General features: G+C 72.5%; 15 protein-coding genes, 1 pseudogene and 1 riboswitch. Of the genes and pseudogenes, 9 read left to right on the top strand and 7 right to left on the bottom strand.

Features of this window, described 5'->3' with window-relative positions; all coding sequences use genetic code 11:
- Positions 1-14 precede the first annotated feature (14 nt).
- Positions 15-1,346, bottom strand: a complete 1,332-nt coding sequence (locus ABZX79_RS15495; protein ID WP_355256606.1) for a glycosyltransferase family 4 protein — start codon at positions 1,344-1,346, stop codon at positions 15-17.
- A 243-nt stretch (positions 1,347-1,589) separates the two neighbouring features.
- Here ABZX79_RS15495 and ABZX79_RS15490 point away from each other — a divergent pair, with 243 nt between their 5' ends.
- Positions 1,590-2,213 (top strand): TetR family transcriptional regulator, encoded by a 624-nt coding sequence (locus tag ABZX79_RS15490; protein WP_355256603.1) that lies wholly within the window; start codon positions 1,590-1,592, stop codon positions 2,211-2,213.
- Positions 2,214-2,309: 96 nt separating this feature from the next.
- Positions 2,310-2,912 (top strand): annotated as a pseudogene (locus tag ABZX79_RS15485) (response regulator transcription factor); the annotation flags it as partial.
- On the opposite strand, the gene ABZX79_RS15480 reads toward ABZX79_RS15485, so the two are convergent.
- The 6 genes from ABZX79_RS15480 to ABZX79_RS15455 form a co-directional block, all read right to left on the bottom strand.
- Positions 2,838-4,784 (bottom strand): ABC transporter ATP-binding protein, encoded by a 1,947-nt coding sequence (locus tag ABZX79_RS15480; protein WP_355256600.1) that lies wholly within the window; start codon positions 4,782-4,784, stop codon positions 2,838-2,840. The pseudogene ABZX79_RS15485 and the gene ABZX79_RS15480 overlap by 75 nt on opposite strands.
- Positions 4,774-6,516, bottom strand: coding sequence for an ABC transporter ATP-binding protein (locus tag ABZX79_RS15475; RefSeq protein ID WP_355256597.1), 1,743 nt, complete (start codon positions 6,514-6,516; stop codon positions 4,774-4,776). Before ABZX79_RS15475 ends, ABZX79_RS15480 begins: the two co-directional genes overlap by 11 nt.
- Positions 6,517-6,638: 122 nt before the next feature.
- Positions 6,639-6,761 carry a SapB/AmfS family lanthipeptide gene (locus ABZX79_RS15470; protein ID WP_214968735.1) on the bottom strand — a complete coding sequence of 41 codons (123 nt, stop codon included), beginning with the start codon at positions 6,759-6,761 and terminating at the stop codon, positions 6,639-6,641.
- 81 nt (positions 6,762-6,842) lie between these two features.
- Positions 6,843-9,437, bottom strand: coding sequence for a class III lanthionine synthetase LanKC (gene lanKC, locus ABZX79_RS15465; protein WP_355256593.1), 2,595 nt, complete (start codon positions 9,435-9,437; stop codon positions 6,843-6,845).
- Between the two features lie 334 nt (positions 9,438-9,771).
- Positions 9,772-10,008 (bottom strand): ferredoxin, encoded by a 237-nt coding sequence (locus tag ABZX79_RS15460; protein WP_355256590.1) that lies wholly within the window; start codon positions 10,006-10,008, stop codon positions 9,772-9,774.
- Positions 10,008-11,468: an aldehyde dehydrogenase gene (locus ABZX79_RS15455; protein ID WP_355256587.1), complete on the bottom strand. Its 1,461-nt coding sequence runs from the start codon at positions 11,466-11,468 to the stop codon at positions 10,008-10,010. Before ABZX79_RS15455 ends, ABZX79_RS15460 begins: the two co-directional genes overlap by 1 nt.
- A gap of 447 nt (positions 11,469-11,915) precedes the next feature.
- Between ABZX79_RS15455 and ABZX79_RS15450 the strand changes: the two genes are divergently transcribed.
- From ABZX79_RS15450 to ABZX79_RS15420, 7 genes are all read left to right on the top strand, one after another.
- Positions 11,916-12,953, top strand: coding sequence for an MBL fold metallo-hydrolase (locus ABZX79_RS15450; RefSeq protein WP_355256585.1), 1,038 nt, complete (start codon positions 11,916-11,918; stop codon positions 12,951-12,953).
- 60 nt (positions 12,954-13,013) lie between these two features.
- Positions 13,014-13,087, top strand: a riboswitch (cobalamin riboswitch).
- 112 nt (positions 13,088-13,199) lie between these two features.
- The gene (locus ABZX79_RS15445) at positions 13,200-14,459 is read left to right on the top strand and encodes a prenyltransferase/squalene oxidase repeat-containing protein (protein ID WP_355256582.1); all 1,260 of its coding nucleotides are present in this window, start codon (positions 13,200-13,202) and stop codon (positions 14,457-14,459) included.
- A gap of 20 nt (positions 14,460-14,479) precedes the next feature.
- Entirely contained in the window at positions 14,480-15,208 is a 729-nt protein-coding gene (locus tag ABZX79_RS15440) for an SCO2322 family protein (RefSeq protein ID WP_355257081.1), read from the top strand.
- A gap of 11 nt (positions 15,209-15,219) precedes the next feature.
- The gene (locus tag ABZX79_RS15435; protein ID WP_355256579.1) at positions 15,220-16,368 is read left to right on the top strand and encodes an energy-coupling factor transporter transmembrane protein EcfT; all 1,149 of its coding nucleotides are present in this window, start codon (positions 15,220-15,222) and stop codon (positions 16,366-16,368) included.
- Positions 16,365-18,350 carry an ATP-binding cassette domain-containing protein gene (locus tag ABZX79_RS15430; RefSeq protein WP_355256576.1) on the top strand — a complete coding sequence of 662 codons (1,986 nt, stop codon included), beginning with the start codon at positions 16,365-16,367 and terminating at the stop codon, positions 18,348-18,350. Before ABZX79_RS15435 ends, ABZX79_RS15430 begins: the two co-directional genes overlap by 4 nt.
- Positions 18,347-19,165: an ECF transporter S component gene (locus ABZX79_RS15425; protein ID WP_355256573.1), complete on the top strand. Its 819-nt coding sequence runs from the start codon at positions 18,347-18,349 to the stop codon at positions 19,163-19,165. The genes ABZX79_RS15430 and ABZX79_RS15425 overlap by 4 nt, the downstream gene beginning before the upstream one ends.
- 278 nt (positions 19,166-19,443) lie before the next feature.
- Positions 19,444-19,866, top strand: coding sequence for a transglycosylase SLT domain-containing protein (locus tag ABZX79_RS15420; RefSeq protein ID WP_355256570.1), 423 nt, complete (start codon positions 19,444-19,446; stop codon positions 19,864-19,866).
- Positions 19,867-20,496 lie beyond the last annotated feature (630 nt).

The raw sequence follows: 20,496 nt of genomic DNA, 5'->3' as shown, positions 1-20,496 counted from the left end.
GTGCGGGGTCCGCGTCAACGCACTCTCACCGACCGGGCTCCCCCGCGCACGGCACGGTGGGACGCGATCTGCTCACGGTAGAGGTCCGCGGTGCCCTGGGCGGCCTTGGCCCAGGTGAAGCGCTCCAGCACGCGGTTGCGCCCCGCCGCGCCCAGCCGCCGGCGCAGTTCGGGGTCGCCCAGCAGCCGGCCGAGAGCGGCGGCCAGCGCGCCCGCGTCGCCCGGCGGTACGGCGAGGCAGGTCTCGCCGTCCGTTCCGGCGACCTCGGGGATCGCGCCGCCGGTGGTGGCGACGAGCGGGGTGCCGGTGGCCATCGCCTCGGCGGCGGGCAGCGAGAAGCCCTCGTACAGGGAGGGGACGCAGGAGATCTGGGCGCTGCGTACGAGGTCGACGAGCTCCTGGTCGCTTATGCCCTTGACGAACTCGACGGCGCCCTGGAGCCCGTACCGCTCGATGGCCTGCGCGACCGGGCCGTCCTCGGCGCGCTTGCCGACGACGACGAGGTGCGCGTCGGGCTGCTCGGTGCGGAGCTTGGCGAGCGCCTCGACGAGGTGGACGAGGCCCTTGAGCGGTACGTCCGCGCTGGACGTCGTCACGATCCGCCCCGGGATCTCGGCGACGGACGCGTCGGGCGACCACAGGCCGGTGTCCGCGCCGATGTGCACGACGCGGATACGGTCCGGGCGTACCCCGAGGTGCTCGACGATCTCCTGCTCCGAGGAGCCGGAGACGGTGAGCACGGAGGGCAGGCGGCGCGCGACGCGCTTCTGCATGCGCGTGAAGCCGTACCAGCGGCGTACGGAGGCGCGCTTACGGCGGCTGGTCGCGGCGTCGAGGTCGAGCTGCCGGTCGACGGTGATGGGGTGGTGGATGGTGGTGACCAGGGGGGCGCCGAGGTCGCCGAGCAGGCCGTAGCCAAGTGTCTGGTTGTCGTGGATGACGTCGAACTCGCCCCGGCGGGCGGCCAGGTGGCGCTTGGCGCGGAGCGAGAAGGTGAGGGGCTCGGGGAAGCCGCCGGTCCACATCGTCGCGACTTCCAGGGCGTCGATCCAGTCGCGGTATTCGTCGCGCTTCGGAGTCCGGAAGGGGTCGGGGCTGCGGTACAGGTCGAGGCTGGCCAGTTCGGTGAGCGGCACGCCCTCGTCGAGTACGGGGTAGGGCTGGGAGCCGAGGACTTCGACGCTGTGGCCGAGGCGTGCGAGCTCGCGCGAGAGGTGACGTATGTAGACGCCTTGGCCTCCGCAGAACGGGTTGCCCTTGTACGTCAGGAGCGCGATGCGCAGCGGGCGGTCGCCCTGGACGGGGTCCCCCGCGTGGGGGCTCGCCTCTATGGCCTCAGCGGTCACTCCCGGCCCCCTTCATCACTGCTCTTTCACCGGAGCGTAGCCGCTGGCGTTAACCTAGAACAAGTTTCAGTATCGATCGTTCCACACGCGTCCGACGAGCTCTGAATCTACCGGCAGGTAGCGCAACCGTAAGCGGCCGGATCAGGTGATTCGCGCCACGACAGGGGCCCTGCCATGCTGTGCCACCCGGGGGCCCCGGTCCCCCACGCCCGGCGTACAGACAAATGCCATGGAATGGGACGCATGACAGCGGAAGTCAACCCAGTCAACCTCTCGTCGCCGCCTCTGACGGAACGCCAGGAGGCTCGCCGCCGCCGGATCCTGCATGCCAGCGCGCAGTTGGCCAGCCGGGGCGGCTTCGACGCGGTGCAGATGCGCGAGGTCGCCGAGGCCGCCGGCGTCGCGCTGGGCACGCTGTACCGCTACTTCCCTTCCAAGGTCCATCTGCTGGTCGCCACCATGCAGGACCAGCTCCAGCACATGCACACCACGCTCCGCAAGCGGCCGCCGGCCGGCGAGAGCGCGTCCGAGCGGGTCGCCGAGACCTTGATGCGCGCCTTCCGGGCCCTCCAGCGGGAACCGCAGCTGGCGGACGCGATGGTGCGGGCCCTGACCTTCGCGGACCGAAGCGTCAGCCCCGAAGTGGACACCGTTTCCCGCCAAACGACGGCGATCATCCTGGACGCGATGGACCTGAAGGGCCAGCCGACTCCGGAGCAGCTCTCGGCGGTCAGGGTCATCGAGCACACCTGGCACTCGGCGCTGATCACGTGGCTTTCCGGCCGGGCGTCGATCGCTCAGGTGAAGATCGACATCGAGACGGTGTGCCGCCTGATCGACCTGACGGACCCGGGTTACCCCAGGTAACAGGCGCGTGTGCGCCCGCAGTGCGCTCGATGTGCCCCTCGCACGCTCCCCAATGGCTCAATTCCGTGCCCTTCACACCGGCTGTCCCGGGTACTAATGGGCGACGTGCCATGTTCATGCAGCGCAACACAGCGGGACCCAGGGGAGCAGGTAGTGACCCGCATGATTCGCGTTCTTCTCGTGCACGACATCTGTCTGATGCGGTCGGGACTGGCCGCACTGCTCGAAAAGGAGCACGACATCGACATATCCACCAGCACATCGGTGGAAGCGTCGGCCGCAGCGCGCTCGTTAGAGCCGCGTGTGTGCGTCGTCGACGCGGAAGGGCCGGGGCTGAGACCGGGCCCCTCGGCCCTCGACGCCGCCGCGGAGGCGTCGGGCGCGCGGGACACGTATCCCGGCTGCTCGCTGCTGGCCCTCGTCCCCGCCGGCAAGCCGGGAGTGCTGCGCCGCGCGTACGAGGCCCGGGCTCAGGGGTACGTCAGCAAGGAGGCCCCCACCGGCCGGCTCCTTGAGGGGATACGGCTGGTGGCGTCGGGGAAACGTTTCGTCGACGACTCCCTCGCGTACGAGTTCCTCGAGGCCGCCCGGAGCCCGCTCACCTCGCGTGAGCTGAGCGTGCTGTCACTCGCCGCCGAGGGGGCGGGCGTCACGGAGATCGCCCACAGCCTGCATCTGACCAACGGGACTGTGCGCAACTACATGGCCGCCATCACCCGCAAGACCGGGGCCCGCAACCGGGTGGACGCCATTCGCATCTCCCAGGGCGCCGGCTGGCTCTGACCATCCGCCGGCCAGGTCGCAGTAGAGCGCGGAGCGCCGGATCAGCTCGTCGTGAGTGCCGCAGACAGCGTGCGTACCGTCCATCACGAGCACGCGGTCGGCGCGCCGGGCCGAGCTGATCCGGTGGGCGACGACGATCAGCGTGGTGTCCGGGCGCTCCGCGAAGGCCCGCTCCGCGCGGGCCTCGGCGGCGGGATCCAGATGGCACGTCGCCTCGTCGAGCAGGACGACGGGCACGGGTGCCAGGTGCGCGCGGGCCAGGGCGATCAACTGCCGCTCCCCCGCCGAGAGTCCGGAGGGGACTACCGTCGCGTCCGGGCCGCCGAGCCGCAGGAGCAGCTCGTACGCCCCGACAGCGCGGGCCGAGGCGAGAACGGCGGCATCGGGCGGCGGGTCCGGGCACAGATAGGTCAGGTTGTCACGGAGGCTGCCGGAGAAGACGTACGCCTCCTGCGGCACCAGGACCCGTCGGCGCGCGCCGCCGTGCACGGGCTCTCCGCAGAGCAGGACCTCGCCGCGGTCGGGGACGAGCAGACCAGCGACGAGGGCGGTCAGCGTGGACTTGCCGATGCCGCTGGGGCCGACGACGGTGAGGTGGCCACCGGCCGGGACGGTTACGTCCAGCCCCTGGAACACCGGCTCGGCGTGCGGCCCGTAGGCGAAGGTCACTTGGCGCAACTCCACTGCGGCCCCGGCCCGCTCGCGGGTGGTGGGCCGGGGCGGTTTCTTTCCCCACCCCGCCCCTTCCCGACCTGGGGCTCCGCCCCAGACCCCGGTCCTCAAACGCCGGACGGGCTGGGCTGCCGTGGCAGGGAGCGCGCTGCCGGGACCGGGGATGCTCTGCCCCTGGGCCGTCAGGCGGCGGAGGACCACCGCCAGGCGGGAGCCTGCTGTGCCCAGGGCCTGCATCAGGCTCTGGAGGGCGGGCAGCAGGGCGTACATGAGGTACGTGAGGGCGCCGACCAGGTCGCCGGGCGTCACCCCGCGGCTCAGCAGCCACGGGGCTGTCACCAGCAGCAGGACCACCGGCAGCCGGCCGCCCACCGCCACCGCGAGCACCCGCAGTACACCCCAGCGGGCCAGGGTGCGTGCGGCGCGGAACTCGTCGGTGAACCGGTCGTCGGCCTCGGCGGCCGTCCGCGCCTGCGCCCCCGCCGCGGTGATGTCCCGCAGTCCGGCCGCCGTCGCGTCCAGGCTCTGCGCGACCGCCTCGTCGGCGGCGAGGAACGTCTCCTGGCGGCGGGCCAACGGCCGCAGCGTCACCAGGAACAGGCCGAGCCCCAGGATGAGCGGCGGCACCACGACGAGCAGGAGTACGGGCGCAAGTGAGGCAAGACCGGCCAGCGCCCCGGCCGCCGTGAAGACGAACGACCGCGAGACCATCACCAGCCCGGCGAACGTGTCCCTGGCGATCTCCACCTGATGCGTGAGCCGGGACACCGCCGCATGGTCGGCGTCCCGCAGCGCGCCCGCGACGACTCGGCGTACCAGGCCGTCGCGCAGCGGCTCCACCAGCGCCGACACGGCCCGGAAGACCCGCCCGGTGCCGTACGCTCCGGCCGCGACGGCCACCGCGGCGACCGCCAGCCAGCCGAGCCCGGTGGTCGGCCGGCCCGCGAGGAACCCGTGGTCGAGGGCGCGGGCGAGGGCGTACCCGAAGAGGAACGTCTGCGCGGCTTCGAGCAGCGACCAGCCGGCCAGCGCGAACAGCACGGGCCGGCGCCGGCTCAGGAAGCGCAGGCCTTCGGCGCGCAGCCGGGGGGTGTCGGTCGTGGCGTCAACCGTCATTGTTCGCCCCGCCCGTTCCGTCCGCCCCGTCCGTTCCGTCGGCGAAGACCGCCCGGTAGTCGTCCAGTTGCCAGAGCCGCGCGTGCGAGCCGACCGCGCGGATGCGGCCTTCGTGGAGCCAGGCCACCTGGTCGGCGCGGGCCGCCGTCGATGCCCGGTGCGCGATGAGCAGGCGGGTGCCGGCCCCGGCGTCACGGGTGAGGGCCTCGCCGATCCGCAGCTCGGTGACCGTGTCGAGGCTGGAGGTCGCGTCGTCGAGGATCAGCAGCCGCCCCGGGTGCGCGAACGCCCTTGCCAGGCCCAGGCGCTGGGCCTCGCCGCCCGAGAGCGGAGCCTGCGCGCACGGGGTGTCGTAGCCGTGCGGGAGGCGGCGTACGAAGGTGTCGGCGCAGGCGGCCGAGGCCGCTCTCCGTACGGCCGGCGCGTCCGGTTCGTACCCGCCGAAGGCGATGGTCCCGCCTATCGTGCCGCCCAGCAGCGCGGGCCGCTCGAAGGCGTACCCGACCGCGCGGCGCAGGACGTCGTGGGGCAGCTCGCTCAGCGGGACGCCGTCGAGCGTGACGGTTCCCGCGTCGGGGTCGGCGAGGCGGCCCGCGACCGTGGCGAGGGTGGACTTGCCGGATCCGGAGCGGCCCACGAGGGCCAGCGAGGTGCCGCCGGGGAGGGTCAGGTCGAGGCCGTCCAGGACCGTGCGGTCCCCGCGGGCGACCGTGATGCCGCGCAGCTCCAGGGTGCCTTCGCCGGGGGGCAGCTGCGCCCGGCCGTACGCGGTGGCCGGTACGGCGAGCAGTCCGGCGAGGCGGCGGGCCGCGCCCCGGCTGCGCACCAGGCCGTTCAGCCGCCCGACCAGCATGCCGATTCCGGTCGCGAGCGCGGCGTACCGGGCCGCGGCGAGCAGCCCGCCCACCGAGAGCTCGCCTGCCGCCAGGCGAGTTCCGGCCACCGCCAGTACGGCGATCTGGAGCAGGGGCACGACCACGGCGGCCTGCGCGGTGGAACGCCCCTGCACTCGCCACATCCGGTAGCCCTGGGCGCTGAGCCCCGCCAGCGGCTCCAGGATGCGGGCCTGTTCGCGCCGGGCCGTGCCCGCGGCCGCGATCGTCCGGGCGCCGCCCACCGCCTCCACGAGCCGTGCGGCGATCTCGCCCTGGCTCTCCTGGTAGCGCGCGACGCTGTCGCCCGACTCCCGGACGAAGGCTTTCAGCAGCAGGAAGAGCAGCGGCATGCCGACGAGGAAGGCCCCGGCCGTCCACAGGTCGACGATTGCGAGGGCGACCAGCCCGCCGACGGGTGTCACGACGGCGGCGACCGTACCCGCGAGCGCGGCCGGGGCGCCGCCCGCGTGGGCCGCGTTGCCGACCAGGCGGGCCACGATGTCGCCGGGCGGGACCCGGTCCGTGCAGCGCGGCCCGGCGGCCAGGACGTGGCCGAGCAGACGTCGGCGGAACCAAGCGGTGGAGCGGGCGTTGGTGGTGCCGGTCAGCAGGCCGTCGAGTGCGTCGAGGACCACCAGCAAGCAGGTGAGGGCCGCGCAGGCGGTGAGCCAGGCGGTGGCAGGACGCCCGGAGAGCAGCAGGTCGAGGGTGCGGCCGAGGAGGGCGGGCAGCGCCAGACCGGCCACAGCGCCCGCCGTGCTGAGGACCAGGATCGCCGCACCGGGGAACGCGCTGTGCCGGAGGGAGTCGCGCAGCAGCCGGTCGGCCAGGCGGTGTTGGTCACGGCCCTCGTCCATGCGCGCTCGGTTCCCTCCTCTTCGTACGGGGAGACTTACGGCCCCGGGAGGCAGGCGGTGCCGCCCGGGGCCGTATCTCCGTCAGAACACCTCGGAGATGTCTGTCGACGTCACAGACAACGTCACAGACACAGCAGGAAGCTGTTGGAGCTGTGCTTGTCGCACGCCAGCAGGCTCAGGCTGCTCTGGTCGCCGCCGCCGTCGGTCTCGGGGGTCTCAAGGCTCTGAAGGTCGAGGAGTGCCATGGTGGTTCCCTTCGGTTGTCCGTTCCCGTGGGGACGGGGTTTCTTTGTGCGGTACGGCTCCGGGTCGGAACCGGACCGGTTCTAGGGCCGCCGGAGCGACGGGAGGAAGGGCAGGTGCGCGCCGGTGCCCCGCGCCGCCGCCAGGGCGAGGAGCACGCCGGCGCCGCCGGTGCCGAGGTCCATGGAGAGGCGCATCATCTGGTCGCCGGGAAAGGCGAGTCGCCCTTCGTACGGCAGGGCGTACCAGCCGAGGCCTTCGAGCTGGGCGGCGAGGTGGGCGGGTTCCGCCTCCCTGGCGGTGGTCCTGGCCAGGTAGAGGGCCATGCCCGCGCGGCCGTTGAACAGCCCGGGCTGGGCGTAGTAGCGCGACCGGGCGGCCCGCACGATGCCGGCTCGCGCCGCCTCGAACTCCTCGTCCTCGCGGTGCGCGAGGAAGTCGTCGATCACCATGCCGATGCCGACGGACCCGGCCCCGAGGTAGGGCATGGTGCGCGTTCCCTCGTCGACGAGCAGCGTGCCCGCGCTGCTCTGGACACAGCGCGCGAGGTCGGCGCGCAGCGCGTCGGCGGCCAGGTCGAGGAGCTGCGGGGCGCCCGTGTCCTCGTACAGCCGCAGGAAGAGCAGGGCGGGACCGGTGGCGCCGTGGAGCAGCCCGGCGCGTTTGCCGGTCTTCGACTGCCGCTGGTCGGCCAGCAGTTGGGCCGCTGTCAGGGCCTGCTCCCGGAGGGAGGTTTCCCCGGAGGTGCGCGACAGTTCGGCGAGTACGAGACCGATGCCGGCGAGCCCCCCGTACAGCCCGGGTACGAGTCGCTGCCACTTCTCGTCCAGCACCCGCTGGACGAGTTCCAGCGCGCGTTCGCGGTGGCCGAGGCCGTCGAGGACGTGGGCGACGCCTGTCAGGCCGTCGTAGAGGCCGAGCGGTGTGCCGAGCGGCGGCGGGGCGGTCTGCCGCAGCAGCCATTCCTCGCCCTCCTCGTACCGTGGCAGACCGGCCTGGCCGAACGCGTGGAGCACCCCGGCGGCGCCGTGGGCGATGCCGAGTCCTCCGCCGTCCGCGAACTGGGCGATGTCGCCGGGAAAGATCCGGTCGTCGCGCCCCGGACTGGCGGCGGCCAGGATGCCCGCGGCGATCGAGTCACGGCTGCGCGGCCAGTCGGCGGGCTCCGCCGGCACGTACGGCTCGGTCGGGGCCCGGTCGGCCCGGTCGGCCCCGTCGGCCCGGTCCGTACCGCAGATCACGTCGGTCGCCGCGTCCAGGAACTCCTGCGGTACGTCCGGGAACTGGCGCGCCACGATCTGCGCCAGATGGTGCGCCTTGTCGCGGTCGACGACCAGCAGGGTCGTCATCGGCAGGAAGAGGGCCAGCCGCAGACAGGCGAGGGCGTACAGGTCCACGTCGAAGCCGGTGCGTTCGCGGGGCGCGATGAAGCCGGGGTGCGCGATGGCCTGGCGGTGGTTCTCGTCGACGTGCGCGGCGGCCTCGAAGTCCAGCAGGCGTACGGACTCCTCGTCCGGCCCGACCATGATGTTGAACATGTGCAGGTCGTTGAAGACGACCCCCCGGCTGTGGACGGCGGCGACCGCCTCCTCGACGGCGCGGTGGATGCGCAGCGCCCAGCGGGTGTAGTCGGCGACGGCGGCCGGGTCCGGCTCGGGTTCGAGCAGCGGGTGCCGCTGCGCGAAGAAGGAGTTGAGGGTGCGGCCGGGCAGGTGGTCCATCACCAGGAAGCTGTGGTCGCCGAGCATGAACCAGTCGCGGGCCTCGGGGGCGACGCCGAGCCCGGACAGCCGTTCCAGCGCGGCCCGCTCCCGCTCCAGGCGGGTTACGGCGTCGGCCCGGTCGGCGGCGAGCCCGGCATGCGGCCGCGCCTCCTTGAGGACCACTTTCTCACCGCTGCGCAGGTCCTCGCCGAGGTAGACCCCGCCGCCGTTGGAGAAATGCAGGGCGCTCTGGATGCGGTACGGCAGGTCGTTGGTGGTGGTGGCGTTACGGGCCGCGAGGTGCGGCTCCAGGAAGGCGGGGAGCTCCACCCACTCGGGGACGTGGAAGGCGGGCTCGCGGAGGTCGGGGACGAGAGTCCCTTCGGGGTTCTCGATCGCCGGGACGAGGGTGCCGGTGGCGTCGACGCAGTAACGGTGCGCGAATCCGCCGTAGCGGACGTACAGCGGGCCGTTGCCCCAGCGCAGGTCGGTGAGGATGTACGGTCCGGGCTCGCCGTCGAGCAGGTCGCCCAGCTCGCGGAGTATGAGGTGGAGTTCTTTCTCGTCGGTGGGGTAGAGCGTGGCGAACTTGCCGCTGGAGCCGCGCCCGGCGTACTTGGAGTTGCGCAGGTGGAGCGGCTGCGGACCCGGTACGAACTTGAACGGGACGGCGCGCGGGACGCAGTAGTCCCACACCTTGGCCGCGGTCTTCTCCGCGTTGTCGAGACAGGCCGACACGTGGATCTTCCAGCCCTGCGTCGGCCGGCCGGGCAGCGGCGCACCCTCGGCGTTGACCGGGTTGATGTGCAGCCAGTCGCCGGACACGAACCGGCGCCATCCGGGCGGGAGTTCGCGCTGGGCGGCTTCGAAGAGAGGAGTCGATGACGCCTGTCCGAGGTTCCCCGGGGACAGGCGGTCCGGGGTCTCGTAGAACTGTCCGTCGGCGAGGCAGAAGACCTCGTACCGGTTGTCCATGGGTCCCCCCTCGGCTGCGGTGGCATTGAGATTTCCACGCAGCCGTGGGGGAAGAACAGTCACAGCTGTCACGTCGTGACCGTGCGGTACTCATAGGTAAAGAACCGTTCGTAGGCGTTCGAGCGAATGCTGTGGTGCGGTTGCGGGGGCTTCGGGGTCGGTGCCGCGCCGGGGCGTCTCCTCGGTCGTCGAACACCGGGCCACTGCGATTTCTTCACGCCGGTTGCGTTCAACGCCCTGCGGGGAGCGCCCCGGCACGTCCCCTCCTGGCACCGTGTCCACCGAAGCGGGGCGACGGGAACCAGAGCGCTCCACGGGGCTCGTGCGGGGCAACTCACTGGTCCTCCGGGGGGAAGACCACCTCCCCGCTGCCCACCAGCGTGATCGCGATCGCCTCGACCGGGCAGCCCTCCGCCGCAGCCAGCACCTTCTCGTTCGCGTCGAGGTCCGGGTCCGCCGGGTGCGACTGGCGGGCGGCGTCGAGAGTGAAGGCGCCCGGCGCGTGGTTCAGGCACATGCCGGAGCCGATGCACACCGCCCGGTCGACTTCGACGTGCCAGCGGTCCCCCATCACGCCTCCCCGTGGCCGGCGGGCAGGTGGATCATCTTGTGCTCCAGGTACTCGCCGTACCCCTCGGGGCCGAACTCCCTGCCCAGGCCGGAGTTCTTGTAGCCGCCGAAGGGCCCGAGCATGTCGATGCTGAAGGTGTTCACGGAGTACGTTCCGGTCCTGACCCGGCGGGCGATGTCGATGCCGTGGTCGGTGTCGGCGGTCCATACGCTGCCGCTCAGCCCGTAGTCGGAGTCGTTGGCGATCCGCACCGCGTCGCGTTCGTCGTCGTACGGGAGAAGACAGATGACCGGGCCGAAGATCTCCTCGCGGGCGATGCGCATCGAGTTGTCGACCCCGCCGAAGAGCGTCGGTTCGACGTACCAGCCCCGCTCCATGCCGGCCGGACGCCCACCGCCCGTGAGGATCTTCGCGCGCTCCTCCTGGCCGATCCTGATGTAGTCCAGGGAGCGTTGTTGCTGGCGTTTGGCTACGAGGGGGCCGACCTCGGTTGCCGGGTCGAACGGGTCGCCGATCTTGAGCCCGCCGGCCGCCGCGGCGAACGCCTCGGCGAACTCGTCGTAGCGCGAGCTCGGGGCGAGGATGCGGGTCTGGGCCACGCACGCCTGCCCGTTGAGCATCCAGGCGAAGGGGACGATGCCCGCGACGGTCGTCGCCAGATCCGCGTCGGGGAGGATCACGGCCGCCGACTTGCCGCCCAGCTCCAGTGTGACGCGGGTGAGATTGCGCGCGGCGACCTCCATGACGCGCTTGCCCGCCGCGACCGATCCGGTGAACGAGACCTTGTCGATGCCGGGATGCCCGACCAGGTACTCACTGACCTCGCGGTCGGCCGGGATGATCGACAGGACGCCCTCGGGCAGTCCGGCCTCGGTGGCTATCTCGGCGAGGATGTACGCGTCGAGCGGCGTTTCCGGCGACACCTTCAGTACGGCCGTACACCCCGCCAGCAGCGCGGGTGCGAGCTTGGCCGCCGCCGTGAACTGCGGGACGTTCCACGGCACGACGGCCGCGACGACCCCGGCCGGTTCGCGGCGTACGAGAATCGACCCGAGCACGCCGGTCCGCCGCTCCTCGTACGGGAAGTCGCGCGCGACCGTGATCGTGGCGTCCCAGACCATCATGGCGGCCAGCGCCTGCATCATGACGCTCGCGGTGTACGGCGTCCCGTTCTGGGAGGTGATGCTGCGGGCGATCTCCTCGTGTCGTACGGCGATCGCGTCCTTGATCCGCGTGACGACGGCGATCCGCTCGTCGAGCGTCATCCGGGGCCAGGGCCCTTCGTCGAACGCCGTGCGCGCGGCCGCGACCGCGCGGTCGACGTCGGCGCGGGACGCGTGCGGCACGCGGCCGATGACCTGTTCGGTGTGCGGCGAGACGACCTCGATGAACTCGGTCCCCAGCGGATCGGTCAACTGCCCGCCTATGTACAGCTTTCGGTGCTCCACAAGCTCAGTCATGGCTGACGCCTCCCGCGGCCCGGCTGCTCTTCCAAGGTTTCTGACGGTCTATCAGAACTGATACCAGTTCCAGCGACAGGAGTCCACGGGCGACCATTCGCCGGAGATCAACTTCACGCCTCCACCAAGCCACCAACCGCAGGCGCAGCCGGCGCCTGATGGCGGCCGGGGCGCCGCCGGCCCGCACCGTGTGCGGCGGCGCAGGGTTCGCGGCCTCGGCGCAGAACGACCCCCCGGGAGTGGACTCCCACGCCGCGAAGCCCCTGACCGACGAAGGCGAGATCCGCGCCTGGTGCGAACTCCTCGCCAGGCGCGGAGAACAGCTGCCCGACGCCTCGGCGATGAGCGCCGAAGCCCCTCGCCCCTTTGCAAAGAGGTCGACTTGGGCGACTATTGAAACTCGTTCTAGTCTTGCCGTGCGAGAAATCAGCGAGGGATCGGGGACCCATGTCACAGGTGACCGAGCACGGCGGTGGCGTGTGGTCCATCGAGGTGCCCATCCCGGACAACCCGCTCGGCCACACCCTGGTTCACGTGCTCGACACCGACGACGGACCGGTACTGATCGACACGGGGTGGGACGACCCGGCGTCCTGGGACACGCTGGCGGCCGGTCTCGCCGCGCTCGGTACGTCCGTCGGCGACATTCGCGGCGTGGTCATCACCCACCACCACCCCGACCACCACGGCCTGTCCGGCCAGGTGCGCGACGCGTCCGGTGCGTGGATCGCCATGCACGCCGCCGACACCGAGGTCGTACGCCGTACCCGCAGCGCGGAGCCCGGCACCTGGCTCGACTACATCACCGCCAAGCTCACCGCCGCCGGGGCACCCGACGACCACCTCGCCCCGCTCCGCGCCGCCCGCGACTCGGGCCGCATGCGCACCCTCCCCGGCCTCAGGGCCGCCCTCCCCGACCGCGAGATCGTCCCCGGCGACCTGCTCCCGCTCACCGGCCGCCGCCTGCGCGCGATCTGGACGCCGGGGCACACCCCCGGACACGTCTGCCTCCACCTGGAGGAAACCCACCCGGCCGGTCTCCCCGGCAACGGCCGCCTCTTCTCCGGCGACCACCTGCTGCCCGGCATCACCCCGCACATCGGCCTGTACGAGGACCCGGACGACACCACGGTCACCGATCCCCTGGGCGACTACCTCGACTCCCTCGAACGCGTCGCCCGCCTGGCCCCCGCCGAAGTCCTGCCGGCCCACCAGCACGCGTTCGCCGACGCTCGCGGCCGCGTACAGGAACTGCTCGACCACCACGAGGACCGCCTCGCGGGCCTGCGCTCCCTGCTCGCCACGCCCCTCACCCCCTGGCAGCTCGCGGAGCGGATGGAATGGAACCGCCCGTGGGAGCAGATCCCGTACGGGTCGAGGAACATCGCGGTCTCGGAGGCGGAGGCCCACCTGCGCCGCCTGGTGAAACTGGGGCACGCGGAGGCGGCGGCGGGCGGCGAGCCAGTGACGTACGTCGCGACGTAGGGGGCACGGTCGTCGGGAGCGCCGCCGGTAGAGTGTGCGAGTCGTCAGCATGCCGTTCTGGGGGAAGCCGGTGCGAATCCGGCACTGACCCGCAGCCGTGAGCCGCCCCTGGTGGGCGGTGAGTCGGAACGCCCGGTCCGGCATGACTACTGGCTCGGCACCGTCGAGGTATACGGAGCCGGAGCCTGGTGCGTGGTTTCCGCGTGCCCGGGCCCGGCTCCTCAGCAGGAGAGGCCCCCGCCCGTCATGACCCTTCGCCGCAGCGCAGCCACCGTGCTCGCAGCTTCCGCCGTACTCTGCGCGACCGCGACCGCGACGGTGGCCACGACCACGGCCGCCGTCGCCGCGCCTTCCCCCACGCCGGTGGTCCCCTCTGGGCTCTACGGCGAGAAGGACCCGACGTACGACGGTGTCTGGCGGCAGTCGCTGGCCCTCCTCGCCCAGGACACGGTGGGCGTCAAGCCCGCCGCGAAGGCCGTGAACTGGCTGGTCGGCCAGCAGTGCGACAGCGGCGGCTTCCCGTCCTTCCGCGCCGACGCCGCCGAGCCGTGCACGTCGAAGACCATGATGGACAGCAACGCGACCGCCGCGGCCGTGCAGGCGCTGAGCGCGCTCGGCGGGCAGGACGCCGCAGTGAAGAAGGGCGTCAGCTGGCTGAAGTCCGTCCAGAACCAGGACGGCGGCTGGGGCTACAACCCGGGTGGCGCGAGCGACTCCAACTCCACCTCGATCGTGATCGGCGCGCTGGCCGCGACGGGCGAGAAGCCGGCCGAGGTGAAGTCGCAGGAGGGCAAGTCGCCGTACGACGCGCTCGTCACCTTCTCGATCCCGTGCGACGCGAAGACGGGCGGCGGCGGTGCGTTCGCGTACCAGCCCGACAAGTCCGGCAAGCTCGCGCCGAACGCCGACGCTACGGCGGCGGGTGTACTGGGCGGGCTCGGCCAGGGGTTGGACGCGAAGGGCAAGAAGGACGGCCAGAAGGCCGCCGAATGTGACAAGTCGGGCAAGTTGACGCCCGCGCAGGCCGCCTCGAACGGCGCCGCGTACCTCACTGGCGTACTTGCCAAGACGGGGCACCTCGACACGGCCCCCATGCCCGGCGCCGAGGACGCGAAGCCGCAGCCCGACTTCGGCAACACGGCGGACGCCGTCGTGGCGCTGGCCGCGCAGGGCGGCGCCGAGCAGGCGAAGAAGCCGCTGGAGTGGCTGCAGAAGAATTCGGCGGCCTGGGCCAAGGAGAACGGCCCCGCCGCGTACGCCCAGCTTGTCCTCGCCGCGAACGCGACCGGCACCGACCCGAAGAGCTTCGGCGGCGCCGACCTCGTGAAGGCGCTCAACGCGACCGGCCCGGCGCCCGAGGCCGCCGAGACGGCCGACGAGGAGAAGAAGGACAGCGACGACGGCGGCGCCTTCAGCACCTGGTGGATCGTGGCGGTCATCTTCGTCGCCAGCGTCGGCGCCGGCATCCTGTTCAGCGGCCGCAAGAAGAAGAACCAGCAGCTGTGACAGTGGTAGTACGTACGCGGCTGGTACGTACGCGGCTGGCCTCCGCCGTCCTCGCACTCAGCACCGCGCTCGCGGTGCTGGGCGGGGCAGCGGGACCGGCGCACGCCGCGTCCGCCCAGGACGCGCCCGCCCGGGTGACGTCTTCGGGTTACCGCTACTGGTCGTTCTGGGAGAGCGACGGCGGGGAGTGGACGTACGCCACGCAGGGACCCGCCGGCGCCCGGCCCGCCGACGGTGACGTGATCGGCTTCCGGTTCTCGGTGAGCGAGGACTCGCAGGACTCCGCGAAGCCGCGCTACGCACCGGACTCCTTCGACGCCGTCTGCGACACCAAGACGCCCGCCAAGGACAGCTCCAAGGACGGCGGCGAGGACGATGCCAAGCGGATCGCCGTCGTCATCGACCCCGGTACGGCGGCCGACGCCCCGGACGGCGAGCAGCCGCCCGCGCTGCGCACCGCCTGCGCGCGGACCGCTGCGGACGCGACCGCTGCGGACGCGCTCGCCTCGGTGGCGAAGCCGCTGCGCTACAACAGCACGGCGCTGCTCTGCGCGATCTCCGGGTACCCGAAGACGGGCTGCGGCGACCAGGTGGCAGGCCGCGACGAAGCTCCCGCCACGCGCGCGCCCACTGACAGCAACAGGGATGGCGACGGCAGCGGACCCTCCGCCGGACTCCTCGTCGGCCTCGCCGCCGTGCTCGCGCTCGGCGTCGCCGGCGTGTGGCAGGCGCGCCGCCGCCGCGGATGACCTCCCTGCCCATGACCCTCCGTGCGCCGCAGGCCGGCCGCAGCAACGCCCTGCATGCCGGGGCCTGGTGGCTGTGGGCGCTCGGCCTGGCCACCGCCGCGTCCCGGACCACCAATCCGCTGCTGCTCGGGATGCTGGTGGGGGTGGCCGGGTACGTGGTGGCGGCGCGGCGGACGGATGCGCCGTGGGCACGTTCGTACGGGGCCTTCGTCAAGCTCGGTCTGCTCGTCATCGGCATCCGCCTCGTCTTCTCGACGTTCCTCGGCTCACCGATCCCCGGCAGCAACACCCTCTTCACGCTCCCCGAAGTACCCCTGCCCGACTGGGCGCAGGGCGTGCGGATCGGTGGGCGCGTGACGGCGGAGCAGCTGGTCTTCGCCCTGTACGACGGGGCGAAGCTGGCCACGCTCCTCATCTGCGTGGGCGCCGCGAACGCGCTCGCCAATCCGGCCCGGCTGCTCAAGTCGCTGCCGGGCGCGCTGTACGAGGTGGGGGTAGCCGTCGTCGTGGCGATGACGTTCGCGCCGAACATGGTGGCCGACGTGGTGCGGCTGCGCACCGCGCGCCGCCTGCGCGGCCGGCCGACGGGTGGGGTGCGCGCAGTGCTCCAGATCGGGCTGCCGGTCCTTGAGGGCGCGCTGGAGCGGTCGGTGGCGGTGGCCGCGTCGATGGACGCGCGCGGCTACGGGCGCACCGCCCAAGTCCCGCCCGCCGTACGCCACACGACGACCGCGCTGACGCTGGGCGGGCTGCTGGGGGTGTGCGCCGGGTCGTACGGGCTGCTGGCCGCGGAAGGTGCGGCGTACGGTCTGCCGGTCATGGCCGGGGGGCTCGTCGCAGCGCTGGCGGGACTGCGCCTGGGTGGCCGGCGCAGCGTCCGTACCTGCTACCGGCCCGACGAGTGGGGCGTACGGGCGTGGCTGGTGGCGGGGTCGGGTGCGGCGGTGGCGGCGCTGATGATCTGGGCGGCTGCGTACGACCCGGTGGCTCTGCACCCCGGTGTCGTGCCGCTCGTGGCGCCCGAGTTCCCGCTGTGGCCGGCGGCGTCCGTACTGATCGGTCTGCTACCGGCGTTCGTGGCTCCCGTACCTCCGCCCCCTGTCCTTCCCCCCGTGACCCCCGTGCCCCCCGTGACCCCCGTGAAAGCGACTCCCCAGTGATCCGGTTCGAGAATGTGTCGGTCAGCTATGACGATGCCGCGTCGTCGCCCGCGATCCAGGGCGTCGACCTCACCGTGCCGGAGGGCGAGCTGGTGCTGCTGGTCGGCCCGTCGGGGGTCGGCAAGTCGACTCTGCTGGGCACTGTTTCCGGCCTCGTCCCGCACTTCACGGGCGGCACCTTGCGCGGCCGCGTGACGGTCGACGGCCGCGACACGCGGACCCACAAGCCGCGCGAACTCGCTGACGTGGTGGGGACGGTGGGGCAGGACCCACTGGCCCACTTCGTCACCGACACGGTCGAGGACGAGCTGGCGTACGGCATGGAATCGCTCGGCCTCGCGCCGGATGTGATGCGGCGCCGGGTGGAGGAGACGCTGGACCTGCTCGGCCTCGCGGAGCTGCGCGACCGCCCGATCGCCACGCTCTCCGGCGGGCAGCAGCAGCGGGTCGCGATCGGCTCGGTGCTGACCCCGCACCCCAAGGTCCTCGTCCTGGACGAGCCGACGTCGGCGCTGGACCCTGCGGCGGCGGAGGAGGTGCTGGCGGTGCTGCAACGCCTGGTCCACGACCTGGGTACGACCGTGCTGCTGGCCGAGCACCGCCTGGAGCGGGTGGTTCAGTACGCGGACCAGGTGATCTTGCTGACGGGGCCGGGTGAGGCGCCGCGGATGGGGGCGCCGGTCGACATCATGGCGGTCTCGCCCGTTCACCCGCCGGTGGTGGCTCTGGGCCGCCTGGCGGGGTGGACCCCGCTCCCTCTCTCGGTACGGGACGCCCGCCGCCGGGCCACGGCCCTGCGGGGCCGCCTGGCCGACCGATCCGCCCCGGGCCCGGCTCCTCAAACGCCGGAGGGGCTGGATATGCCCGCTGCGCGGGACCGTGCCGCTGGGCGCGCGAATCCAGCCGGTCCGGCGCTTGAGGACACGCCCGAAGGGCGTCCTGGGGACCAGGCGCCGAGCCGGCCCGCTGCCGGGCACCATCCAGCCCGCCCGGCACTTGAGGACACCCCCGAAGGGCGTCCCGGGGACCAGGCGCCGAGCCGGCCCGCTGCCGGGCACCATCCAGCCCGTCCGGCGTTTGAGGACCGGGGGTCTGGGGGCGGAGCCTCCAGTTTCGGGAAGGGGCGGGTAGGGGAAAAACTCGCCCGCCTGCTGCGCCGCCCCCACACCGAACCGCTGCCCGCCGAAGCCACCGGCACCCGCACCCGCACAGCCGTAACCGTAGCCACCGCCACCAACCTCGGCATCCGCCGCGCCCGCGTAGAGGCCCTCCGCCGCGTCACACTGACCGTGTCCCGGGGCGAAACCGTCGCCCTCATGGGCCGCAACGGCGCCGGCAAGTCCACCCTCCTCGCCGCCCTCGTCGGCATGATCGAGCCCACCACCGGCACCATCACCGTCGGCGGCCGCACCCCCCACCGCACCCGCCCCCAGGACATGGTCCGAGAGGTCGGCCTCGTCCCGCAGGAGCCGCGGGATCTGCTGTACGCCGACACCGTCGCCGCCGAGTGCACGGCGGCCGACAGCGACGCCGGCGCCGAACCGGGCACCTGCCGGGCCCTGGTCGCCGAGCTACTGCCCGGCATCCAGGACGACACGCACCCCCGCGACCTGTCCGAGGGCCAGCGCCTCGCCCTCGCCCTGGCCCTCGTACTCACCGGACGCCCCCCACTCCTCCTCCTCGACGAGCCGACCCGCGGCCTGGACTACGCGGCGAAGGCGCGCCTGGTCGGCCTGCTGCGCGACCTGGCCACCCAAGGGCACGCGATCATCCTGGCAACCCACGACGTCGAGCTCGCCGCAGAACTGGCGCACCGCGTCGTGATCCTCGCCGACGGCGAGGTGGTCGCGGACGGCCCGACCGCCGAGGTCGTCGTCTCCTCCCCCGCCTTCGCCCCGCAGGTGGCGAAGATCCTCGCGCCACAGCAGTGGCTGACCGTCACGCAGGTACGCGCCGCCCTCGGCGGGACGACGACAGCATGAGCACCCCAAAGCCCGTACGCCTCGGCCCCCGCTCCGTCGCCGCACTCCTCCTCATCAGCGCGATCGGCGTCATCGCCTTCGGCTGGCCACTGCTCGCCGACCCCACCTCCGGGCTCGCCCGCAACCACTCCCAGGACGCCCCCTGGCTGCTGGCCGCCCTCCTCCCCCTCCTGGTCGCCGTAGTCGTGGCGACGATCGCCGACGCCGGGCTCGACGCGAAGGCCGTCGCGATGCTGGGCGTACTGGCCGCCGTCGGCGCGGCGCTGCGTCCGCTGGGCGCGGGGACGGCCGGCCTGGAGCCGATGTTCTTCCTGATGGTGCTGAGCGGCCGCGTCCTGGGCCCCGGCTTCGGCTTCGTACTCGGCGCGGTGACGATGTTCGCGTCGGCGTTGCTCACGGGTGGCGTCGGGCCGTGGATGCCGTTCCAGATGCTGTCGATGGGCTGGTTCGCGATGGGAGCGGGCCTTCTGCCGGGCGCGGAGCGCCTGCGCGGCCGAGCGGAGCTGGTGATGCTGGCGGCGTACGGGTGCGTAGCCGCCTTCCTCTATGGCACGGTCATGAACCTCCAGGGCTGGACGTACATCGGCGGCCTCTCCACCGGCGTCTCCTTCCAGCCCGGCGACCCGCTCCACGAGAACCTGGCCCGCTTCCTCGCGTACTGCCTCGCCACATCCCTCGGCTGGGACCTGGGCCGGGCCGTGCTCACGGTCGTACTGACCCTCACCATCGGCTCGACCCTCCTCAAGGCACTGCGCCGGGCCACGCGCCGCGCGGCCTTCGAGGCCCAGGTCACATTCGAGGGCCCGCAACACTGACCCAGCGGTGAGAGGGCCCACAGGACCTTGGTCCGCAACTAGGCGGGATAGTAGCCCGCCGACCGCACCGCAGACCGCTGCGCGAGTGCGCTGACCTGCGCAGATCCCCACTAGCGCACCCAAGGCCTTTATGCCCGATTTACCGGTTCTGCTAGTAAGAGGGGTGATTGCGGCACGGCTGCGGGGCTGCTTCATTGGAGCAGTCGCCGGGCGCAGTACGCCGGTCACTACCGGCCCGTCCGCGGCGACATCCCCCGTACCCGACGTTAGGCAGCCGCGTGTCGTTCCCGATCATCAACCGCCTCATCGCTCGCCCCAAGTCCGTCGCCGCCGGCGCTGCCGTGCTGTTCGGCTCACTGGGTGTGGTGGCCATGGGTGGCGGCGTCACAGAGGCGGAGGCCGCTGCCGCTGCCACAAGCCCGCAGAGCGTCGCCAGGCAGATGATCCCGGACGCCGCCCAGTACGCGTGCTTCGACAAGATCGTCGAGCACGAGAGCGGCTGGAACCCGCAGGCCAGCAACGCCTCGTCCGGCGCGTACGGCCTGGTCCAGGCCCTGCCCGCCTCCAAGATGTCCTCCGCGGGCGCGGACTGGAAGACGAACCCGGCCACCCAGATCGAGTGGGGCCTGGACTACATGAACGAGCGCTACGGCAGCCCGTGCGACGCCTGGAGCTTCTGGCAGTCCAACGGCTGGTACTGAGGATCCGGGTCGGGGTCGGGATCGGGGCTCTGGCGGCCCCGGAGCGTTGATCGCTTCTGCGATGGGGGCCGCCACACGTAAGTGTGGCGCCGGAGCCCCGCCCCTCAAGGGCGCTCCTACGTCGCGTCGCCTACGGCGATTGCGCTGCGCTTAACCCTTGACCGCCGGACCTCCGCCGCAATGCTTCTGGGGGGCGGCCCCCGGGGGAGCCCACGGGAAGGTCCGGGGAGTGGCTGCTGTTTCGTTGCCGACCGACGGGCTCGGTGGGCGGTGCGCATGAGCTCTAGGGGGCGGTGCGGCCCCAGTCTCAGCGGCTGACGGGAACGGCCGTTGGCGTGACATCCCCATTCCCACGCACACGAGCACCCACGCAGGTGGACGGCCGGCCGACGGGTCGACCCGCAGACCGGGACCGCCTGCGGGCCGGGGCGCAACAGTGCAATGGGGCGACTCGGGCAGGTGTGGCGTCCACCCCGGCCGGTGATCGGCGGAGCCACAAGCACGTTGCTGATGTCGATAGGTGGTGGCGCACCGAACACCGAGGCCTATCGGGCCGAAACGGTCCCGTGACGGCGACAAGGGACACGGCTGAGGCGAATGGGACTGGAGGGGCGCTGAGCCTCACCAAGT

The organism is Streptomyces sp. NPDC002994 (assembly GCF_040611155.1).
GTDB lineage: Bacteria > Actinomycetota > Actinomycetes > Streptomycetales > Streptomycetaceae > Streptomyces.
The sequence above is the reverse complement of the archived record's forward strand: the minus strand, read 5'-3'. Positions and strand labels throughout refer to the sequence as shown.

Bases quoted from the DNA above. Each gene is read 5' to 3' on its own strand.
- ABZX79_RS15490 (WP_355256603.1), top strand. From the start codon at position 1,590: ATGACAGCGGAAGTCAACCCAGTCAACCTCTCGTCGCCGCCTCTGACG.
- ABZX79_RS15480 (WP_355256600.1), bottom strand. From the start codon at position 4,784: ATGACGGTTGACGCCACGACCGACACCCCCCGGCTGCGCGCCGAAGGC.
- ABZX79_RS15475 (WP_355256597.1), bottom strand. From the start codon at position 6,516: ATGGACGAGGGCCGTGACCAACACCGCCTGGCCGACCGGCTGCTGCGC.
- ABZX79_RS15470 (WP_214968735.1), bottom strand. From the start codon at position 6,761: ATGGCACTCCTCGACCTTCAGAGCCTTGAGACCCCCGAGACCGACGGC.
- lanKC (WP_355256593.1), bottom strand. From the start codon at position 9,437: ATGGACAACCGGTACGAGGTCTTCTGCCTCGCCGACGGACAGTTCTAC.
- ABZX79_RS15460 (WP_355256590.1), bottom strand. From the start codon at position 10,008: ATGGGGGACCGCTGGCACGTCGAAGTCGACCGGGCGGTGTGCATCGGC.
- ABZX79_RS15455 (WP_355256587.1), bottom strand. From the start codon at position 11,468: ATGACTGAGCTTGTGGAGCACCGAAAGCTGTACATAGGCGGGCAGTTG.
- ABZX79_RS15450 (WP_355256585.1), top strand. From the start codon at position 11,916: ATGTCACAGGTGACCGAGCACGGCGGTGGCGTGTGGTCCATCGAGGTG.
- ABZX79_RS15445 (WP_355256582.1), top strand. From the start codon at position 13,200: ATGACCCTTCGCCGCAGCGCAGCCACCGTGCTCGCAGCTTCCGCCGTA.
- ABZX79_RS15435 (WP_355256579.1), top strand. From the start codon at position 15,220: ATGACCCTCCGTGCGCCGCAGGCCGGCCGCAGCAACGCCCTGCATGCC.
- ABZX79_RS15425 (WP_355256573.1), top strand. From the start codon at position 18,347: ATGAGCACCCCAAAGCCCGTACGCCTCGGCCCCCGCTCCGTCGCCGCA.